The sequence below is a fragment of the Coprococcus sp. AF16-5 genome (genome assembly GCF_003479365.1).
Taxonomy (GTDB): Bacteria; Bacillota; Clostridia; order Lachnospirales; family Lachnospiraceae; genus Coprococcus; species Coprococcus aceti.
Genome location: NZ_QUGZ01000004.1, coordinates 265677 through 283906 on the forward strand (window position 1 = coordinate 265677; position 18230 = coordinate 283906).

An 18230-nucleotide genomic window follows, 5' to 3' on the forward strand; every position below is an offset into this window, starting at 1 on the left:
GGATTGTTCTATATCATTTTCCCCTCAAAATCCTGTAATTCGTGAAATATATTATCTACTATAATACGTTCTCCTTCTATTCGATATAACATAAAATATCTATGCCTTTCAAAATTAATTCTTCTATATCCCAGCTTTCTCAAGCGCAGATTATCACATAGTTTCAAACTTGAAGCAATTTTTTCCAAACTTCTTTTCGTATTCTCAAAGTCCTGAAGAACATTTGCTGCAGCCTGTTTACTATGTTTTTCAAATAAGAGATATTGAATAAAATTATCCAAATCATTCTCTGCATCTTTTGTCAAAACCACCTCATAAGTCATACTTCTTCCTCATATCATCTATCACAACATCAGCATCACGACATTCACCTTTTTCAGCATGTTGTCTTGACTTCGCCAGTTTGTCTATCATCTGTTCCTCTGTCATTGCCACATATGGATCTGTAACAACCCTTTTTATCTCAAATGGAAATCCATTATTTGCAACTGCCTGGGTAAGAAAAATTCTTATAGCTGTCGTAGTATCTGTTCCAAGATCATGAAATAATTTATCTGATTTTGACTTAAGATCATTGTCTACCCTTACCTGTATTGTGCTTGCCATTCTCATGCACCTCCTAGTATTAATAATATGCAACTCCACCGCTTCTTTATAAATTATAATACTTAATTTATGCCAATTCAATACAAATGTATTGTTTTAGTAGTGATGTTTCATATGCAAACACTATGACATCGGCATCCTTCACATCTTCATATATTTCTATCATGTCATCCTGAATGAGATCATAGTTTCATTTTCACTCTATATATGATAATATGATTATGGTTAGGTATGTCTAACCATATAAATCAAATTAGAAACTACAATATAATTATCGAACGGAGAAAATACAATGAAGATAACAAAATGGGATGCGCAGGTAGCCGAGGATATCGGCCATGCGTTTGGATATTACGACTATGGGCAGGAAACAGGTATGGGAGTGTTCTACAGCAGCAAAGAAGCCGTAGCAAATTACATTGCAGGCTACGTCCGCATGGCATTTGAGGGACAAATGCTCTACGCGACCAGTGAGCGGGGCGAGGGATATATCGCCTACACCCTGCCGGGACAGAAAATAAATCTCAAGGCGGGCATGGCTATCCTCAAAGCACTGTTTCGCAACATGAGCCTTAAAGAAATGATCTGCATGGGAAAAGCTCTGTCCAAGGGAGGAAAATCCCTTCAAGATCGAATGAAGAAAGAGAAGAAAGATTTTATATTCGTCGGCATGGTCTGCGTCCGCGAACAATACCAGGGACAGGGATACATGAGAAAAGTTCTGGACATGGCTTTCTCTGAGGGAAACAGGTTGCACGTTCCAGTCATCCTTGAGACGGATGCCAAGTCAAAGTGCGACAAATACATGCATCTCGGCATGGAGCTTGAGGGTGTGCGCGATATGGGCGCTTATGGTAAGATGTACGATCTGATCAAGTATCCTGATTAGAAAACTAAAAATGTCAGCTAGATATGAGTTCCAAACCATTGCTCATATTTATCTGGCATTTTTAATTTTATCTTTTTGACTTAATCTTGCTCTTCTGTGCATAAAATTTTCGCTTATTTGTTATAAACCTCCAAAAAGATACAAACTTGCGATTTTCTGTATCCTTTGCGCATTTTTCGTCAGAAAAAAGAAAGTTTTTTATCTTTTTAGGATAAGTCGAATTTTTCTACCCCAATATCACCATTCCCCTTAATAATCTTCTTGACATCTCATCCTCAAAAGATAAAAATAACAAGTGACTGACTAAAATTCAGCAAAGGATTCTATAGATACGAGGTTAGACAAATGTACCAGATAATGACAGCCGACGAGGCAATGGATCTTATAAATGACGGAGATGTGATCGCACTCAACTCATTTCTCGGCATAGATATTCCAATCGAGCTTCACGAAGCATTATATAAAAGATACCAGAGGACAGGTTCGCCGAAGCACCTCACAGCTATATCAAGCGCGGGCTTTGGTGCGTGGGATGAGAACAAGGCGGCAGAGGGATACATAAGAGACGGCGCCGTTGACAAGATCATCTGTGGACATTTCGGTGCCATGTACAGCACCAAGAAGCTTGTCCTTGAGGACAGATTTGAGGCATACAATCTCCCACTCGGCTGTATCTCACACGCAATACGTGCGCAGGCCGGCGGACTTCCGGGAGCACTCTCCAAGGTCGGGCTGGATATATTTGTCGATCCTAGACTTGAGGGACCGGGAATCAACAACATATCAAAGGATGACTCACTTGTTAAATACGTCGAGCTGGACGGTGAGGAATTTCTCTACTACAAGCTGCCGCTTATCAACGTGGCTATCATCAAGGGAACTGCTGCCGACCGCAAGGGCAACATCTCATTTGAGGATCTGTTTACCGCAGGAGATGCGCTGTCCATCTGTCAGGCAGTAAAGGCAAATGGCGGAAAGGTCATCGTGCAGGTTGACAGACTTGTGGCAAGGCCATCAAGACCTCACAATACCATCATTCCGGGATGTCTGGTTGACGCTATCGTTGAGATACCGCCGGAGCCAAGACACGCATCATACGAATCCCTGACAGGAAGTTTTGAGATTCCATATTCACAGTGGCAGGACTGGGCTGAGATGCTTTCCGGTCGTACCAAGACAAAGAATGTCGTCAATACAAGCGCAGAGATCATTGGAAGAAGGGCCGCTCTGGAATTGAAACCGGACGATATAGTCAACATAGGTGTTGGAATTCCGGAGACTGTATCCAAGTATGCCAGAGAGAACGGTATTCTGGACAAGATAACCCTGACCGTAGAATCCGGAGGTGTAGGAGGATTTCCTGCATCGGGCAAGGTGTTCGGCGCTGTTATCGGCGCAGACTCCATATATGACATGGCAAACCAGTTTGATCTCTACAACAATGGCGGTCTTGATATCTGCTTCATGGGCGGAATCGAGGTTGACAGGTTCGGGAATGTAAATGCCCACAAGGGTCCTGGCGCATTTGCCGGTGTAGGTGGATTTGCAAATATCACCGCCAAGACAGCAACCGTTGTATTCTGTCTCACATTTGACACGAAGGGGCTTGCCGTGGAGGACAATGACGGCATCGTGACCATCAAAAACGAGGGAAGCATTCCTAAGTTCGTAAACGATGTCAGAAGCATCAGTTTCTCAGGAAAACGTGCGCTGGCAAACAGGCAGAGGGTTATATACGTCACAGAACGATGCGTATTTGAGCTCACTGAAAAGGGACTTAAGCTCATTGAGGTGTACCCGGGAATTGATCTTGAACATGACATTCTGAACAAGCTTCCTTTCAAGGTTGAGGTGGATGAAAGGCTGCGATAGCTAGAAGGCTGAGAAAAATAAATCCTAATATATTAAAAGGTCGTGAGAAGATCCCTACTCAAAATCTTCCCACGATCTTTTATGTACATCATTTTCTTATCTACATTAACTTTCTCACAATAACTAATGCTTCCCCACCAGCTCCACGCATACTATCTCCGGGAAGTTAAACAGCCTCACCGGAATCACACTGTTGCCAAGGCCTCGGCTGACTATCATCTCGGTGCCATTCATATAATATTCACCTGCTGTATATTTGGGAAGAAATCCCTGATCCGGAGCCACTATCCCGCCGACAAACGGCAGTCTGAACTGTCCGCCGTGGGCATGTCCGGAAAGCACGAGATCAACACCGATGCTGGCATACCTGACAAGGTATTGTGGCTCATGTGCAAGAACGACCGTGAGCTCCTTTTCATCACTAAGCAACGCCTCCAGTGTTCCATCCGCAAGACTTTTATCGTCCAGCCCAACCAGCCTAAACTTTGCATCACCCATGGATATCTCCACAACCTGATCATCCAGAATAACCACCCCGGCACCTATAAGCCCATCCATAAGCTCGTCATATTCAGATTTCTCAAGCCAATATTCATGATTGCCTGTGACATAGTATACCGGACATATTTTCACGATCTCATCCACAAATTGGACTGCGCGGTCTACATTTGTGTGATTTGAGTCCACAAGATCTCCGGTCAGGACGATCATATCAGGTTCACATTCTCTTATCCTGTCCACCAGTTTCTGGTTATTCTTGCCAAACTTTGCATTGTGCAGATCCGATATCTGGACGATGCGATATCCCTCAAGATCTGCGCCAAGCTGCTCTGCCGCATATGTATAATGTGTGGTTTCAAGGTGTTTGTTCTGAAAATTGCAGAACAATATTATGACAATAACTATGCTCAGAGTAATTGCCAATTTTATATATTTCTGCTTTTTCGTATTTCTACTTTTTTGTTTTTTAGATTTTCCTTTCATTCGCAGCCCCACTTTTATAATGCCATGATCTTCTCATCTCTTATTCGACCTCCGCCAGATCTTTCTCTCCTGTGCCTCCTTTATCAGCATGTCCCGGAAATCAGGATGGGCTATGGATATCAGAGCCTCCGCTCTCTCCCATGTGGATCGTCCTTCAAGGTTTATCACACCGTACTCTGTCGCAAGAAAGTACACCTGACTTCTCGGCGAGGTGATGATATCTCCATTGAACTGCGGTTTTACCCTGGAATGCTTCACCCCATTCCTGTCGGTGTGTGTGGAACTCATGCAAATAAACGCCTTGCCGCCACGGGAGCCCGAGGCTCCGATCAGGAAATCGAGCTGTCCGCCGGTTCCGCTGATCTGGCGTGAACCACTGCTCTCCGCCGCAACCTGTCCGTACAGATCCACAGCCACACAGCTGTTTATGGACACCATGTTGTCTATCTGCGATATGACATATGGCCTGTTCACATACTCAAGTGGATATGCGGCGATTCCCGGATTGTCGTCCAGCCACTCATACAGCTCATTTGAACCGATGGCACAGCCAAATACGCCTTTTCCTCGGTCTATGTTCTTGTATTTATTTGTCAGCTTGCCCGCCTTGTACAGGGCTAGATATGCATCCGAGCAGAGCTCCGTGTGCATGGCAAGATCCTTGAGATCCGACTGAGCCAGCATCTCACCCACCGCATTTGGCATTCCCCCGATACCGAGCTGCAGTGTTGAACCATCTACTATGTATGGAATGAGCAGCTCCGCTATCTTCCGGTCAACCTCCCGCGGTGCCTGTGTTTTCACATCAGCAAATGGCTCGTGCTCCCCCTCTACGATCATATCCACATCCGATATGTGAATACACTCGTCATATCCACCGCGTATCTTAGGCATGTGCTCATTCACCTCAACTATCACGATGTCCGCCTTCCTGGCAATAGGGGCAGCTACACCGGTATTCACCGAGAAGTTAAAATAGCCATGCTTGTCCATAGGTCCCACCGACACCATGACCACATTCACATGGAGGAAATACTCATAATAAGCCGCATTGTTGTGGAACACCATCGGTATATAATAGCATTTGCCCTCATCGCACAGCTTTCTCTCGTACTGCGAACAGTGCCAGCTATGATACACAAAATGCTCCTGACTGTCATCGCACTCTGCAACCTCTATAGGCCCAGCCATCAGATTGCCCCTAATCTTCACATCGTGCAGCTCATCTCTCCGCTTTGCCAGTGCTCTGTCAAGTAGTACAGGTTTTCCAAGGGACGATGTGTAATCGACCCAGTCTCCATCCTTGACACACTCCACCGCAGCCTCTGGTGTACGCAGCTTTTCTCTATACATTTGCTGAAAATCGAACATATAAATCCCCCTTTATTGAATAACGTTTCACCGATTGTCCTCCATCACCAGTCTCAATCACTATTATCAAATAAATCAAATGCCATTTCAACATTTTTAGAGATATTCCAGTCCAAAATAGTCATAATATTTTTTCACCTTTACTGGTTTACATCTAATTGCAAAACGCAAAAGAGCCCCCCGCATACCTGCACCTTGCAGATACACGGAGGGCTCTACGAATATTAGTCATCTGTTATTAAGTAATCTCGCATTTCTTACATTATTCGATTGCGATGTAATTACTCTTCTCTACTTTCTTCTGCTCTTCCTTCTTAGGAATCGACAGTTTCAGTACGCCATGTTCATACTTTGCATGAATGTCTTCCTGGGTAACTCCCTCACCGACATAGAAGCTTCTGCTCATGCTGCCGGCATAACGCTCACGCCTGATATACTTGCCGCTCTTCTTGTCCTTTTCGTCCTTATCCAGACCCTTTGCAGCCTCAATTGTCAGGTAACCATCAGCAAGCTGAACCTTTACTTCATCTTTCTTGAATCCTGGGAGATCCATATCTACTTCGTATGAATCGTCTGTCTCACGGACATCGGTCTTCATCATGTTCTTTGCATGCTTGCCATACAGAGCACGCTCGGTAGGTGCTAACGCTTTACTGAACTCCTTGTCAAAATCCCTTCCAAATGGGAAATAGTCATTCATCCAATCATCAAATAAATCTTCTCCAAAAATACTAGGTAACATAAGTCATTTCTCCTTTCAATCTCAAACAAGTGTCGGAAATTGTGGTTTCTTATGAAACCCCAAGGCACTTAGACTTTTTGTTTACTGTTACTTTCAAAATAATTGTCAAGATAAACTTTCGGGATTCTTTCTCTTCTTTCTTATCCCTTTCCTTATCTTTGACTATGTTATACACCTGATTGTTAGCATTGTCAATAGGTGAGTGCTAATTCTTTTGTGAAGAATTTGTGTCCTATTCCTGTAATAGCCAATCCGCTATTCTGGCACAGTTTCCAGACCTGTTTTGTTATCATAATAAGATTCAACCAGAGCGCAGTCCATGATCAAAACGTAGAATACATTTCCATAATAACGGTTTTCCACTATTCTTCCGTGATCAAGAACAGGAAGATATGTTCCATCTTTTTTTGCAAAATGGAACCTTACATAGTCATTATTTCCACTGGTCTTTGCATCAATCTGTTTCCAGATGCTGGTCTCAACAGAATCCCGTTCGTCTGGATGGACCAGGTTTCTGAATCTATGATCTGTGTAATCAAGAAAATCATCAAAATCCCTGCAGCCAGCAAATTCTATCAGTTCACGATTTGCAAATAAAATATTATCATTTTCAGGATCAGCTATATATATAAGGAAAGCTCCCGGAAGATTCTTTGATACATCCTGAAGTGCAAACCCAAGCTGGCTTCTGTGCTGCATCTTATAAGCTCCTCGATAAGGACTGCAATTATGCTTTCCATGAAGTTTTACCGCATAAAGTGCCATATCCGCGCATCTGATAAGCTCCGAAACATCTTCACAATCTTTTGGATATTCTGCATACCCAAGAGAAATGTAAAATGGATGCTCCCCACCATTATATGTTATATGCCGTGACTGAAGAGTAAATTGTTCTATTTTCTTTCTTGCCTCTTCCTCTGTTGTGTCAACCAGAATGGCGGAGAACTCATCACCGCCATTTCTGCAAATAATAGAATTATCATTGAAATAACTCTGCATGTCCTGTGCAAGACTTTTCAGTGCGGCATCTCCAACTACATGACCATACATATCATTTATAAATTTAAAATCATCAATATCCATCTGTATACCCACGCAATGAATATGAAGATCGCCCTGCATAACCTTTTTGAGCTGTTCGTCAAACCCCTTACGATTCAAGAGTCCAGTCAGCGGATCTGTTATCGCCATTTTTTTTAATGTATCTCGATGTCTCTCAATCACAAGGATGACCACCGTTAATCCAGTTAAGAGCAAAATAACACATATTCCCAAAAACAGCTGCGGAAATACATTCCACCCATGACTCCAGCCATCAGCAGGCATTATCTCAAAATCAAATAGACTGCCGCAAAATTCAAACTCAAATGTAATCGGATTCTTCATAATATTGCCGGATGATGATACTATCTCTGTATCATCAGACAAAGGGGAAACTGTCTTTGTCAGGGAGTAATCATAACCGAATTTTGTGAGTGCCTGAATTGATTCTGTAAATATCTCCGGAACACGTATAATTACTATGGTAAATCCCCAAAATACTGGAGAGCCATCTGCCCCCTCCAGATATACAGGATTTCTAATCGCAATGCCCTGCCCCCCCTGTTTTAAATCAAAAGGACCCTGCATCGTGACTATATTTTTATCTCTTCCATAGCGGCATATCTCTCCACGACTTTCATCATGCATCAAATCTATCTTTCCAGCTTCATTCCCTGCCTCCGGATATATATCTGTGACAACACCGTCAGGCGCAATCTGTATGCTCTGAATAAAATCTGCCATCAGATCCCGAGCAACTTTTTGAAAATTGTCAATTTTCCCATTTTCGCTGATTGCTATCTCTTCAAGTGTATCTGTAATTGCAACTCCACGGTTCATGTCATTCTGTAGTCGTTCTGCATATGTTGTGGCATTAAGCGCTGTGACATTCCGTACCTGTTTATAATTTGATCTATATGAATGATATAAAACTACTGTCAAAACCAGACAGCCAACCAGAAAAATGAGAACCGGCAACATAAGCTTTTTGTTATGGTTTTTACGCGAATTCATAGTATGTCATCTCTCCTTATTTTGGATGCTATTTACAAGTTCTCTACAAATTGCACATATTTTATCGCATTCATTCATTTTTGACAAGTCAGCATTCAGGGATGTTTTTTTAGAGGAATAGTATTATAATACAGAAACGAAAAGAGGTAATCGCTATGCAGATAAGTATAATTTTGCTCGGAAAGCTTATTAACTTTTTTATTATGATCCTGCTTGGTTTTATTCTTGTCAACAAAAATATATTAAAATCATCTGACAGCCGGATATTATCTATCATCGTGGTATACCTGGTGATGCCCTGTGCCATAATTGGTTCATTTGAGATTGATTTTACAAAAGAAAAACTGCAGGGACTGTTATTTTCCGCTGTCATTGCGGTCATTATACATGTTCTGCTTTTGATTTTTATAAATATTGGAAGGAAATTTTGGCACTGGACCCCGGTTGAATGTGCAACTGTCATGTATTCCAACTCGGGAAATATGATTATCCCACTTGTAAGTGCTATTCTGGGTTCCGACTATGTACTGTATTCATGCGCATTTATGTCTGTACAACTGATATTTCTCTGGACACACTGCAGCACAATGCTCTCCGAAAAGCCACACCTGGAATGGAAAAAGATAATATCCAATATAAATGTATTAGCCATAATAGCTGGTCTCCTGCTATTTTTCTGCAAGATAAAACTGCCAGCCGTCATCCTTGCACCGATAAATGACATCGGGAATATGCTTGCACCTCTAAGCATGATAGTAACTGGTATGCTGATGGCTGATTCGCCGATTCTGGCCAGCCTGAAGAATGCAAAACTATACCTTTTCTCTGCCATCAGACTCGTTATCTGGCCTACTATTTTGCTGCTTATAATGTGTGTAAGTCATGTATACGAATTTATTCCAGACGGAAGAACCTTACTACTCATAGTATACCTTGCCTCCATCACGCCATCAGCTTCAACAATCACCCAGATGGTTCAGGTATATAACAAAGATGCAACATACTCCAGTCTTTTAAATGTATTTACTACTTTGTTCTGTATCATAACCATGCCTTTGGCTGTCATATTATTTTCATGGCTGATACTTTAATGGGGACGTTTCTTTTGTCATGAGGATTGTCCCTGGAACAGACAAGCAAAAGAGCCCCCCGCATACCTGCACCTTGCAGATACACGGAGGGCTCTACGAATATTAGTCATCTGTTATTAAGTAATCTCGCATTTCTTACATTATTCGATTGCGATGTAATTACTCTTCTCTACTTTCTTCTGCTCTTCCTTCTTAGGAATCGACAGTTTCAGTACGCCATGTTCATACTTTGCATGAATGTCTTCCTGAGTAACTCCTTCACCGACATAGAAACTTCTGCTCATGCTGCCGGCATAACGCTCACGTCTGATATATTTGCCGCTCTTCTTGTCCTTCTCATCCTTATCCAGACCCTTTGCAGCCTCAATTGTCAGGTAACCATCAGCAAGCTGAACCTTTACTTCATCTTTCTTGAATCCTGGGAGATCCATATCTACTTCATATGAATCATCTGTCTCACGGACATCGGTCTTCATCATGTTCTTTGCATGCTTACCATACAGCGCACGCTCGGTAGGTGCTAACGCTTTACTAAACTCCTTGTCAAAATCCCTTCCAAATGGGAAATAGTCATTCATCCAATCATCAAATAAATCTTCTCCAAAAATACTAGGTAACATAAGTCATTTCTCCTTTCAATCTCAAACAAGTGTCGGAAATTGTGGTTTCTTATGAAACCCCAAGGCACTTAGACTTTTTGTTTACTGTTACTTTCAAAATAATTATCAAGATAAACTTTCGGGATTCTTTCTCTTCTTTCTAATCCCTTTCCTTATCTTTGACTATGTTATACACCCAGTTGTTAGCACTGTCAAGAGGTGAGTGCTAATTATTTTGTGAAGATTTTGTGTCCACTCCCAGCCTCAAAGTGGTATTTGGCAATTCCAAGATCTATCTTCGTGCAGATTCCTCTCGGAGCTTTCGCTGTCACCATCTCATCTTTCAGCTCAAACATGAACTTCTGCTGGTTCACCGCTGTCGGTGCCAGACACACCGCCTCCATCCCCTTCGTGAACCAGTCTGTCTCCACATCTGCACTGCTGATTTCTGATATATCTTTGCTCTTGTGTGCAACACCCTGATTCTCACCATACCCAAGGGCAATCACTATCAGCAGTTTCTGTCCTTTGCCTATGACTGCCCTGGTCTTACCATGTGACATTGCAACCCAGCATGTGTTAAGTCCAAGTTCCTGACATCCAAGCACCAGCTTTTCACCGTAGTAGCCGGCCTTTTCCTGGTCGTTCTTCGCGCCAACTATCGCTATATAATTAGAAACATTTGTGAATTTGCCGTAATGCGCCATAAACGAATCAAAACAGTTCGGCTCATCGTAGACCGCCTGCATACTCAGTCCGCTCTCAGAATTTATCTCAGAGATAAGCCTGTCTATCTCCGCACGTTTCTCCTGCTCGATTGGCTTATCCTTATATTGCCGCACACTGTGCCTCTCCTTCATCAACTGTAACATATCCATGCATTTTCCCTCGCTCTCATTCTGATATCTACGCCGAGTATAGTCCATCAAACTTAAATTGAGATTTCATGTATTCCAAGGGATTTAATAATTGTTATATTTTATTATCAAATATCTCTGAATCCCTTGAAAACACTAAGTTTGTCGCAGGTGATCTTTCCCTTAGACTTTCCCTTATGTTATATCTTCCCATATGGATTTATGAACCCTGATAAGGGAAAATACAAGGAAAAGAAAATCCTCTAAAACAGTATAACACAAAATAAAAACGACATGGTGAACTGATTGAAATGCTTCTGATTTTTGTAACAAATGATTGATTGAATGATAAGGAGATTTGATACGATGAGAACAATATTTGCAGAATACAATCCACAACGCAACAGCATTGATGTTTATACTTCTGCTGGCTATATGCTCCGCATTGACTGCTGGGAAGCAGAAAAGAATTTAAAAACAACACCCAGATTAGATTGTGCATTAAATGCACTTGCTATTGATGAACCACTTGAATATGCAAGACTATACCTTGATGGAACTATGCAGATGTGGGTTGATGCCGAAGATTCATTTTATTTATGACAATGAAACTGTCACTCCTAGTGTCTCCAGAGAGTGACAGTTTCATTGTCATTTTGAGCTCGTCTTTTTTAAGACAAGCCTCGTATATTTATTTGTAAGCTGCGTTCGCTTCTTCTTGAGTGATTTTCCCAGTTTTAACAGCATCAGAAATTGCTTCGTCTAATTTAGTATAAACAGTAGTTGTCACAACTCCGAAGCCGCTGACGAACAGCAGAGCGATCCACAGCCACTCATACTGTTGTCGCCGGTCTGCGGATTCTGAACATCATCCGAAGGCTTGGTGGTATCGTCAGACTTGGTAGGAGCGGCAGGTTTGGTTGCCTTCTGACCTTCTTCGATAGTCTGAGTCGTTACTGCAGAGCCACCGGCAGAATCAAAGGTTACGGTATAGTTTTTATTTCTTTGTTGTAACAGTCTTAGCTTTTGACCAGCCTGAATAAATCCTTATGGATTTGCCGTTAATCTTAACTGTCTTATAGGTGCGAACTCTTACATAATACTTTTTCTTGCCCGAAAGCTTTGAAATTTTCTTTGATACTGTTGTATTCTTGCCTACTGTTACGGTCTTAGCCTTGCTGAATTTACTTGAGGCACTGTACTGTACCTGATAGCCTGTTGTCTGTGTAGCCTGCTTCTTCCACTTTACTGTAAACTTCTTTGAACCTGCTTTAAGTGAGGAAATACTTGTTGCCTTTGGCTTGATTGTGAAATAAAGCGTCTTTGTTCCGCTGTATTTACCCTTAAAGGTAATCTTTACTGCGTACTTGCCAACATACTTTCTGCCTTTTGCATAAGACACAGTATAGTCAGTATTCTTAACAAGTGTCTTTCCTGTTCTGTCCTTAACAATAACCTTAGGTGTTCTAACCTTTCCGTTATATGTTAATGATGTTGCTTTAAGCTTTATGCTTGATGCCTTTGGAATTACTGTCGTTGAAAGAGTTTTCTTACATACCGAACAGTAATTTACTATCTTGCCGTTTGCTGTTGGGGTTGCCTTTGTTACGGTTTGCTTTGTGGTGTGGGCAATCTTAGCAATATTGCCCCAAGATGCAAGGTCGGTTATTTCCTTTGTACCGAGTACATCTTCATAGAACTTGCCACAACCTTCGCACTTGTAGTATGCTTCCTTACCGCCCTCTGTGCAGGTGGCAGCTTTCGCAGCAACCAAAGTCAGATTGTGAGTGTGTTCTTCGTTTTTATTTTTGTAATAATATGTAACAACCGTTCCGTCCGAAACAATAGGCTTATTCAAGCCGTCAACCTTTATAAATTCATAATCATAAAGTGTTTTTGCCGGTGTTAAATCAAGCTTTGTGCCGTATGGCACGGTAAATGTTCCGCCGGCAGTGTTTGGAATTTCAGAGCCGTCCTCAAATTTATACTGAATTGAAACGGTTGTGTAGCGCTGTGTTTCCGTATTGTCGTCTGCAAGCACATTTCCGTTTTCATCGAGCACCTGAAATGCCACGGTATCGCCGCTCTTAAGCTGTGCATCAGACGGAATTTGATAAATAAGCGAGCAACTCTTTAAGCCTGAATTAAAGTCGCTTTTGATGTGATCCAAAGCACCGAGCGGCCAGAAATTTGCCTTATCATTCCAAACAGGAATGTCAAAGGTTTGTACTGTTTGAAGCGGATTCCCCGATGAATCGGTCGCAACGCTTCCGTCGGAGTGCTTAATCCACATTTTGAATTTTAATTGTCGTGCATTTTTATCTGAAATGTTTTGAATAACAGTTCTAAGCTCGATTTTTTTACCGTTCATATTAGTATTAAATCTGCTTTTGCTGTTGCCGCTCAAAAGTCGGTCATTGCGATTATATGTGTAATTATAATATGAACTTGTTTCAAGGTCGGTAAAATCAGACGGCTTTGAATAAGCGCCCGTATATTCCTTAACCTCGGGAGTTGCAACATAAAGGTCTACATCCTTAACAAGCTGAGACATTCGCTTGAAGCCCTGCAAACGGCAAACCTCACAGAATTGATAGTTTGTGTCTCTCATTATGCACTCATAACTTGAAACAAGCATTTTTGAGCCGTAAGCATTGCGGCAGGTATATGTGTTTCTAAAACCTAAAAGCTGTCGCCATTTTATCTTTTCCGGGTCTTCAACCGAGGAAAGATTGAGTGATTTAAGTTCCTTATCGTCAAGCAAATATCCGTTACTGTATTCATCACCGAGACCGAGCAAACCGTGTCCAAACTCGTGTGCAAAAGTTTTTGACGCACGATAACTGTCTGATGGCGAAATGAAATAATGGAAGCCGTATTCACGGTTATTATAAGCACCGCCGAAATCTGATTTTGTGTTTACAACCATAGCGAACTGAGCAATATAATCGTGAACATAATAATAAGGCTCATATTCCGAACCGGACGGAATTGTGTTTGGATCACACTTTTTTTTGATATGAGCATCGTGAATTTTCTCGATAAATTCAGGACCGATACATCTCTCAAAAATATGATTTTTCCACTGACTTCCGTGGAGATTATTAGAAATAACAGGCGAATTATATTTGTCGACTATAACATCAAAGAAGGTGCTTCCACCATTGTCAAAAGTCGATTCGGAAGCTGTGCAAAGAGCGTAAACATTGAATCTGTCGGCATAACTGCGATACGGTTCATATTTCATAGCGTCCTGCCAAAGTCGTTTGACATCATTGATGAATTTGCCCTGCTGACTTTTTGTGTATCCCTCGCCGCAAACGACAACAACCATATTTTCCGTGTCGCTGCGTGTTTTTTGGATGGTATAAACAGGGATGGTAGGATTAGAATATTTTCCGTCATTTGAATACCACGGGCCGAGGGTGAGCTGAATGCTTTGCTCGGTGCTGACATTCCAATCGGGATTTGCGTCCTCGGCAGGTTCCGAAATTGTATAATCATCCTCTTGCTTATTTGGAGCAGAGCCGATATAAGGACTGCTTTGTGAGCCGCTGCCGGAAGTTGTAACAAAATATTCGGAATCGAGATAAAATGCAGGTCTTACGCCCAAATCGGAATACCACGGAGCATAACGACCGACCTGACCCGATGAACTGATATAACGCATATCGTGATTGCAATCGGTAACAGGAGTGCGAAGCCAATAAGGCCAAGCCATACCGTCATTATTATACGCAACATAATAACCTTTGAGATTTTTCCACACGGCATTAGCCTGCTTTACATCAAGAAGAAAAACCTTTTCGGTTGTAGTTTCAAAATATGAACTGTCGTAGTTTGCCACCGCTTCCGAAATATCGGTGTAGTATAACAAATCCGAATTTGCGTCTCCATCAACTATGCCCTTGTTGTATTCGGGATGAGAAACGAGAGAACGCTGGGTAACGGTTTTCATTGCCGCAATTTCAGATTTTGAAAAAGCGTTGAGAAAACCCGCTTTTTCGTTGTACGCTCCCACACCGCTTACATATCCGTCTTTCGGAGGGTTGCCGCAAAGCCAATCGACTTTGCCTTCAGCTGCGGTCGAATTTAACCAAGAACGCATATTGCTGTCTTTCCAATAGTTAGAACCGTAATCATCACGCTTATAGCTTCTGCTGTGTGATTTTGAATTGCTGTTGTCATTTGTTTTGGCATCATATGCAAGGGTGTCAACAATTTTGTCTGCAAGCATAAGCGGTCCGTTATTGTCAATGCTTACACATCGCCAAAGAATTGAGGCATTGTTATACGCGCCCATTTTAACATAGTCGCCAACTTTAATATCGGGCTTTGATGCCGCCTGAATGGTCATCGGCAAAGCGGAGATTGCCATGCACAATGCCAAGAATATTGCGGTTATTTTTTTCGTCATTAAGGAACCTCCTTTATAAGCTATATATTTGCTTTTATTATATTGTAAGGTGTTATATGCGTCAATGAAAATCCACCTTATTCCGTGAAACTTACCATAGTGTTACATCCCTTTTTTTCAGCAATAATACCTGCTGGAAACTGATTTTCGCAATACATTTTATTTCACCCACTAGGTTAAACAAAATTTTGTTTTTTTACTGTATCATCATGCATTATCCTATATAATGAAAGTATCAAAAGATAGGCGGAGGCAGTGCAATGAAGAAAATACACATTAAATTCAGCGATGAGCGGCTCATTACTCCCAGTGGTCTGGTATTCGTAGGGCAAATACTTGGAAAAAGCAGTTTTGTTAAAAAAATCAACCGTGCTCCAATTTCAAAAGATTATCTGCAGAAACAGATAAAAAATGGAGACGTGCTCCTCACCTATATTGGTATGCTCTGTCAGGGAAAACCCCAGTATGAGGCTGTCCGTGAAATGATGGATGACCCTGACTACTACAAATACGCATTAGGCATCTCCTATGCGATTCCTTCCGCCGAAACACTCCGTCAGCGTTTTGACATGATCGGGGATTCCCTGCGCAAAGACATCCAGCAGGCAAATGTCGACATGCTGCGTGAAATGCACATAGAGCCGACAGCCCTGGATAACGGCTTTGTTCCTGTCGATATTGATGTAACCCCCTTTGACAATTCGAAATCCAATAAGGAAGGCGTATCCCGTACCTACAAGGGTTTTGACGGATATGCACCAATTATGGCATATATCGGCACAGAAGGATACCTCGTCAATCTTGAACTGCGGATTGGGAAACAGCACTGCCAGAAAGAAACTCCTGATTTCCTGAGAGAGACCATTGAACTGTGCAGACAGCTGACGGAAAAACCACTGCTCATCCGGCTGGATTCCGGCAACGATGCATCTGAAAACATAGGCATCTTTATGGAAGAAAGCTATAAATACAACAATGTGTCTTTCATCATAAAACGGAATCCCAGACAGGAAAGTAAAGAAGAATGGCTGGAATCCGTCAGGGAATGCTGCCAGAATATCCAGCATCCACGTGATGGGAAAACTATTTATATCGGACAGACCTTCCGGAATGTGACATATTCCCTTTCTGATAACGAGGAGAAAACTGTCGGAATACGCACAATTTATGAGATCACGGAAAGAACCATTGACCGATATGGGCAGTATTTTATCGTACCCGATATAGAACTGGGCACATACTGGACAAACTCTTCCCTGCCAGACGATACAGTCATTGATCTTTACCATGCCCACGGAGAAAGTGAGCAGTATCACAGTGAAATCAAGACGGACATGGATGTTGGAAGACTCCCGTCGGGAAAGTTTGAGAGCAACAAACTGGTGCTGGGTGCTGACAATGATCGCATATAATATCCTTCGAATCATAGGGCAGGAATCGCTGAAAAAGAAGGATGCTCCCGGCCGGAAGAAAATACATCGCCGAAGAATACGTACGGTGATCAGTAATCTTATGCAGTTTGCGGGACATCTGACAGAACATGCCGGCCGTCTGGTGCTGTCCATTGGAAGGAGTAATCGCTGGAGATTTACTTTCAAGCGTCTTTATGACAGCTTTGCATTCATCACCTGACAACAGGTAGCTGAATATGGCAATGGCAGCTGCACACAAATGGTGCAGTCTTTTTTTGAACGCAAAATTATGCAGCATTTTCAAAATTTAGTATACAATAACAAATATGGCAAACATTTCCTGTGTGCCTTTTCATTTTGAAACAAGGTTCACGGATTCAGGTATTATTGAATTTTTCATGCCCATCTAATATATATGCAAACTCCTTATTATTTACAGATATCTCAATATCACTATACAGTTTCTTAAGATCCGTTCTCGTAGCTTCGACAACTCTTGCATCCGCAATATCATTGATTCGCATTTCTTCCATGTGTTTTCTCAGCAAAACATCTCTGACTATCGCATAATTAATCATGTCATAGCTATAATGTTTAAATATCTTTGTATAAATGTTTTTCCCCTTTTCTACTATTCTTACGACATATCCATTTTCATCCACTTCGACAAAAACCTTACCATCCTCAGGATTTTCAACATTAATGTATTCTGCTTCTATTTTATCTGCATTTGTATAATCGTGATAAAGCTTATTGACCTGTATAGGCACCCTTTCTTTTATACTATCTATTGCATCAAATCTATAGATAGTCTTTGCTTTTTCAAATAAATCTGACAGATCGGGATATTCCTTTGACAAAACATCCATATTTCTCGCAAGTGGCAATGCGCTGTTAGATTTAATACTGATTGCATAATCAACAAGCTCATTGAACAGCTTAATCGTTTCTTCCCTTCTATGCATGCTTTGCGAAATCAATGCAATCGAGTAATAATAGCCCATGATATCCGGTATAAAATCTGTGTTTTTAAAAGGATATTTCATATCCTGTAATGTATCCAGAACTACATCGACAATTGCATCATCCTCAGCGAACACCGCCATTTTCTTAAAATCTGACATAGCGCCCGGTACACGAGCATAAGACGCTAACTTTTTAACAAGCTTCCATACAAGTTCCTTCATTTCTTCAGAAGCATGTTCCATCAATGGCAATGTCATCTTCTTATGGCTATAATTCTTTATTTCATCATCGCTTGGAGTATTTTTCTTCATTTCTTTCCCTCACAAATTCCGATTTCTCAGTTTCAAAAACAGGAATTTGACTTAATAT

At 41.6% G+C, this 18230-nt stretch carries 15 protein-coding genes and 1 pseudogene; 5 read left to right on the forward strand and 11 right to left on the reverse strand.

Annotated elements, in window-relative coordinates; genetic code table 11:
* Window positions 1-8: 8 nt before the first annotated feature.
* Window positions 9-323: a type II toxin-antitoxin system RelE/ParE family toxin gene (locus DWW70_RS11855; protein ID WP_015534077.1), complete on the reverse strand. Its 315-nt coding sequence runs from the start codon at window positions 321-323 to the stop codon at window positions 9-11.
* Complete coding sequence (locus DWW70_RS11860) at window positions 313-606, reverse strand: type II toxin-antitoxin system RelB/DinJ family antitoxin (protein ID WP_015534078.1); 294 nt, start codon at window positions 604-606, stop codon at window positions 313-315. The genes DWW70_RS11855 and DWW70_RS11860 overlap by 11 nt, the downstream gene beginning before the upstream one ends.
* Before the next feature lie 292 nt (window positions 607-898).
* On the opposite strand from DWW70_RS11860, the gene DWW70_RS11865 reads away from it, so the two are divergent.
* Window positions 899-1495 carry an N-acetyltransferase gene (locus DWW70_RS11865; RefSeq protein WP_118649909.1) on the forward strand — a complete coding sequence of 199 codons (597 nt, stop codon included), beginning with the start codon at window positions 899-901 and terminating at the stop codon, window positions 1493-1495.
* A gap of 345 nt (window positions 1496-1840) precedes the next feature.
* Entirely contained in the window at window positions 1841-3367 is a 1527-nt protein-coding gene (locus DWW70_RS11870) for a CoA-transferase (RefSeq protein WP_015534080.1), read from the forward strand.
* A 123-nt stretch (window positions 3368-3490) separates the two neighbouring features.
* Here DWW70_RS11870 and DWW70_RS11875 read toward each other — a convergent pair whose 3' ends face one another.
* The 4 genes from DWW70_RS11875 to DWW70_RS11890 form a co-directional block, all read right to left on the reverse strand.
* Window positions 3491-4291, reverse strand: coding sequence for a metallophosphoesterase (locus DWW70_RS11875; protein WP_243017723.1), 801 nt, complete (start codon window positions 4289-4291; stop codon window positions 3491-3493).
* Window positions 4292-4384: 93 nt separating this feature from the next.
* Entirely contained in the window at window positions 4385-5722 is a 1338-nt protein-coding gene (locus DWW70_RS11880) for an acetyl-CoA hydrolase/transferase family protein (RefSeq protein WP_117874900.1), read from the reverse strand.
* 262 nt (window positions 5723-5984) lie between these two features.
* Window positions 5985-6464 carry an Hsp20/alpha crystallin family protein gene (locus DWW70_RS11885; RefSeq protein WP_022216070.1) on the reverse strand — a complete coding sequence of 160 codons (480 nt, stop codon included), beginning with the start codon at window positions 6462-6464 and terminating at the stop codon, window positions 5985-5987.
* A gap of 255 nt (window positions 6465-6719) precedes the next feature.
* Entirely contained in the window at window positions 6720-8519 is a 1800-nt protein-coding gene (locus DWW70_RS11890; protein ID WP_118649911.1) for a diguanylate cyclase domain-containing protein, read from the reverse strand.
* 155 nt (window positions 8520-8674) lie between these two features.
* On the opposite strand from DWW70_RS11890, the gene DWW70_RS11895 reads away from it, so the two are divergent.
* On the forward strand, window positions 8675-9610 hold the full coding sequence (locus tag DWW70_RS11895) for an AEC family transporter (protein ID WP_004849828.1): 936 nt from the start codon (window positions 8675-8677) through the stop codon (window positions 9608-9610).
* A gap of 140 nt (window positions 9611-9750) precedes the next feature.
* On the opposite strand, the gene DWW70_RS11900 is transcribed toward DWW70_RS11895, so the two are convergent.
* Both DWW70_RS11900 and DWW70_RS11905 read right to left on the reverse strand, forming a co-directional pair.
* Window positions 9751-10230 carry an Hsp20/alpha crystallin family protein gene (locus tag DWW70_RS11900; RefSeq protein WP_022216070.1) on the reverse strand — a complete coding sequence of 160 codons (480 nt, stop codon included), beginning with the start codon at window positions 10228-10230 and terminating at the stop codon, window positions 9751-9753.
* Between the two features lie 209 nt (window positions 10231-10439).
* On the reverse strand, window positions 10440-11135 hold the full coding sequence (locus DWW70_RS11905) for a nitroreductase family protein (protein WP_330423968.1): 696 nt from the start codon (window positions 11133-11135) through the stop codon (window positions 10440-10442).
* Window positions 11136-11432: 297 nt separating this feature from the next.
* Here DWW70_RS11905 and DWW70_RS11910 point away from each other — a divergent pair, with 297 nt between their 5' ends.
* A complete protein-coding gene (locus tag DWW70_RS11910; protein WP_044945660.1) occupies window positions 11433-11669 on the forward strand; it encodes a DUF6061 family protein in 237 nt (78 codons plus the stop codon).
* 183 nt (window positions 11670-11852) lie between these two features.
* On the opposite strand, the gene DWW70_RS15590 is transcribed toward DWW70_RS11910, so the two are convergent.
* Window positions 11853-12107, reverse strand: a complete 255-nt coding sequence (locus DWW70_RS15590; protein ID WP_082241386.1) for an InlB B-repeat-containing protein — start codon at window positions 12105-12107, stop codon at window positions 11853-11855.
* Entirely contained in the window at window positions 12064-15483 is a 3420-nt protein-coding gene (locus DWW70_RS11920) for a M64 family metallopeptidase (RefSeq protein WP_118649912.1), read from the reverse strand. The genes DWW70_RS15590 and DWW70_RS11920 overlap by 44 nt, the downstream gene beginning before the upstream one ends.
* Before the next feature lie 260 nt (window positions 15484-15743).
* Between DWW70_RS11920 and DWW70_RS11925 the strand changes: the two are divergent.
* Window positions 15744-17115 (forward strand): annotated as a pseudogene (locus tag DWW70_RS11925) (IS1380-like element ISClsp2 family transposase).
* A 157-nt stretch (window positions 17116-17272) separates the two neighbouring features.
* On the opposite strand, the gene DWW70_RS11930 reads toward DWW70_RS11925, so the two are convergent.
* Window positions 17273-18172, reverse strand: a complete 900-nt coding sequence (locus DWW70_RS11930) for a hypothetical protein (protein ID WP_118649913.1) — start codon at window positions 18170-18172, stop codon at window positions 17273-17275.
* Window positions 18173-18230 lie beyond the last annotated feature (58 nt).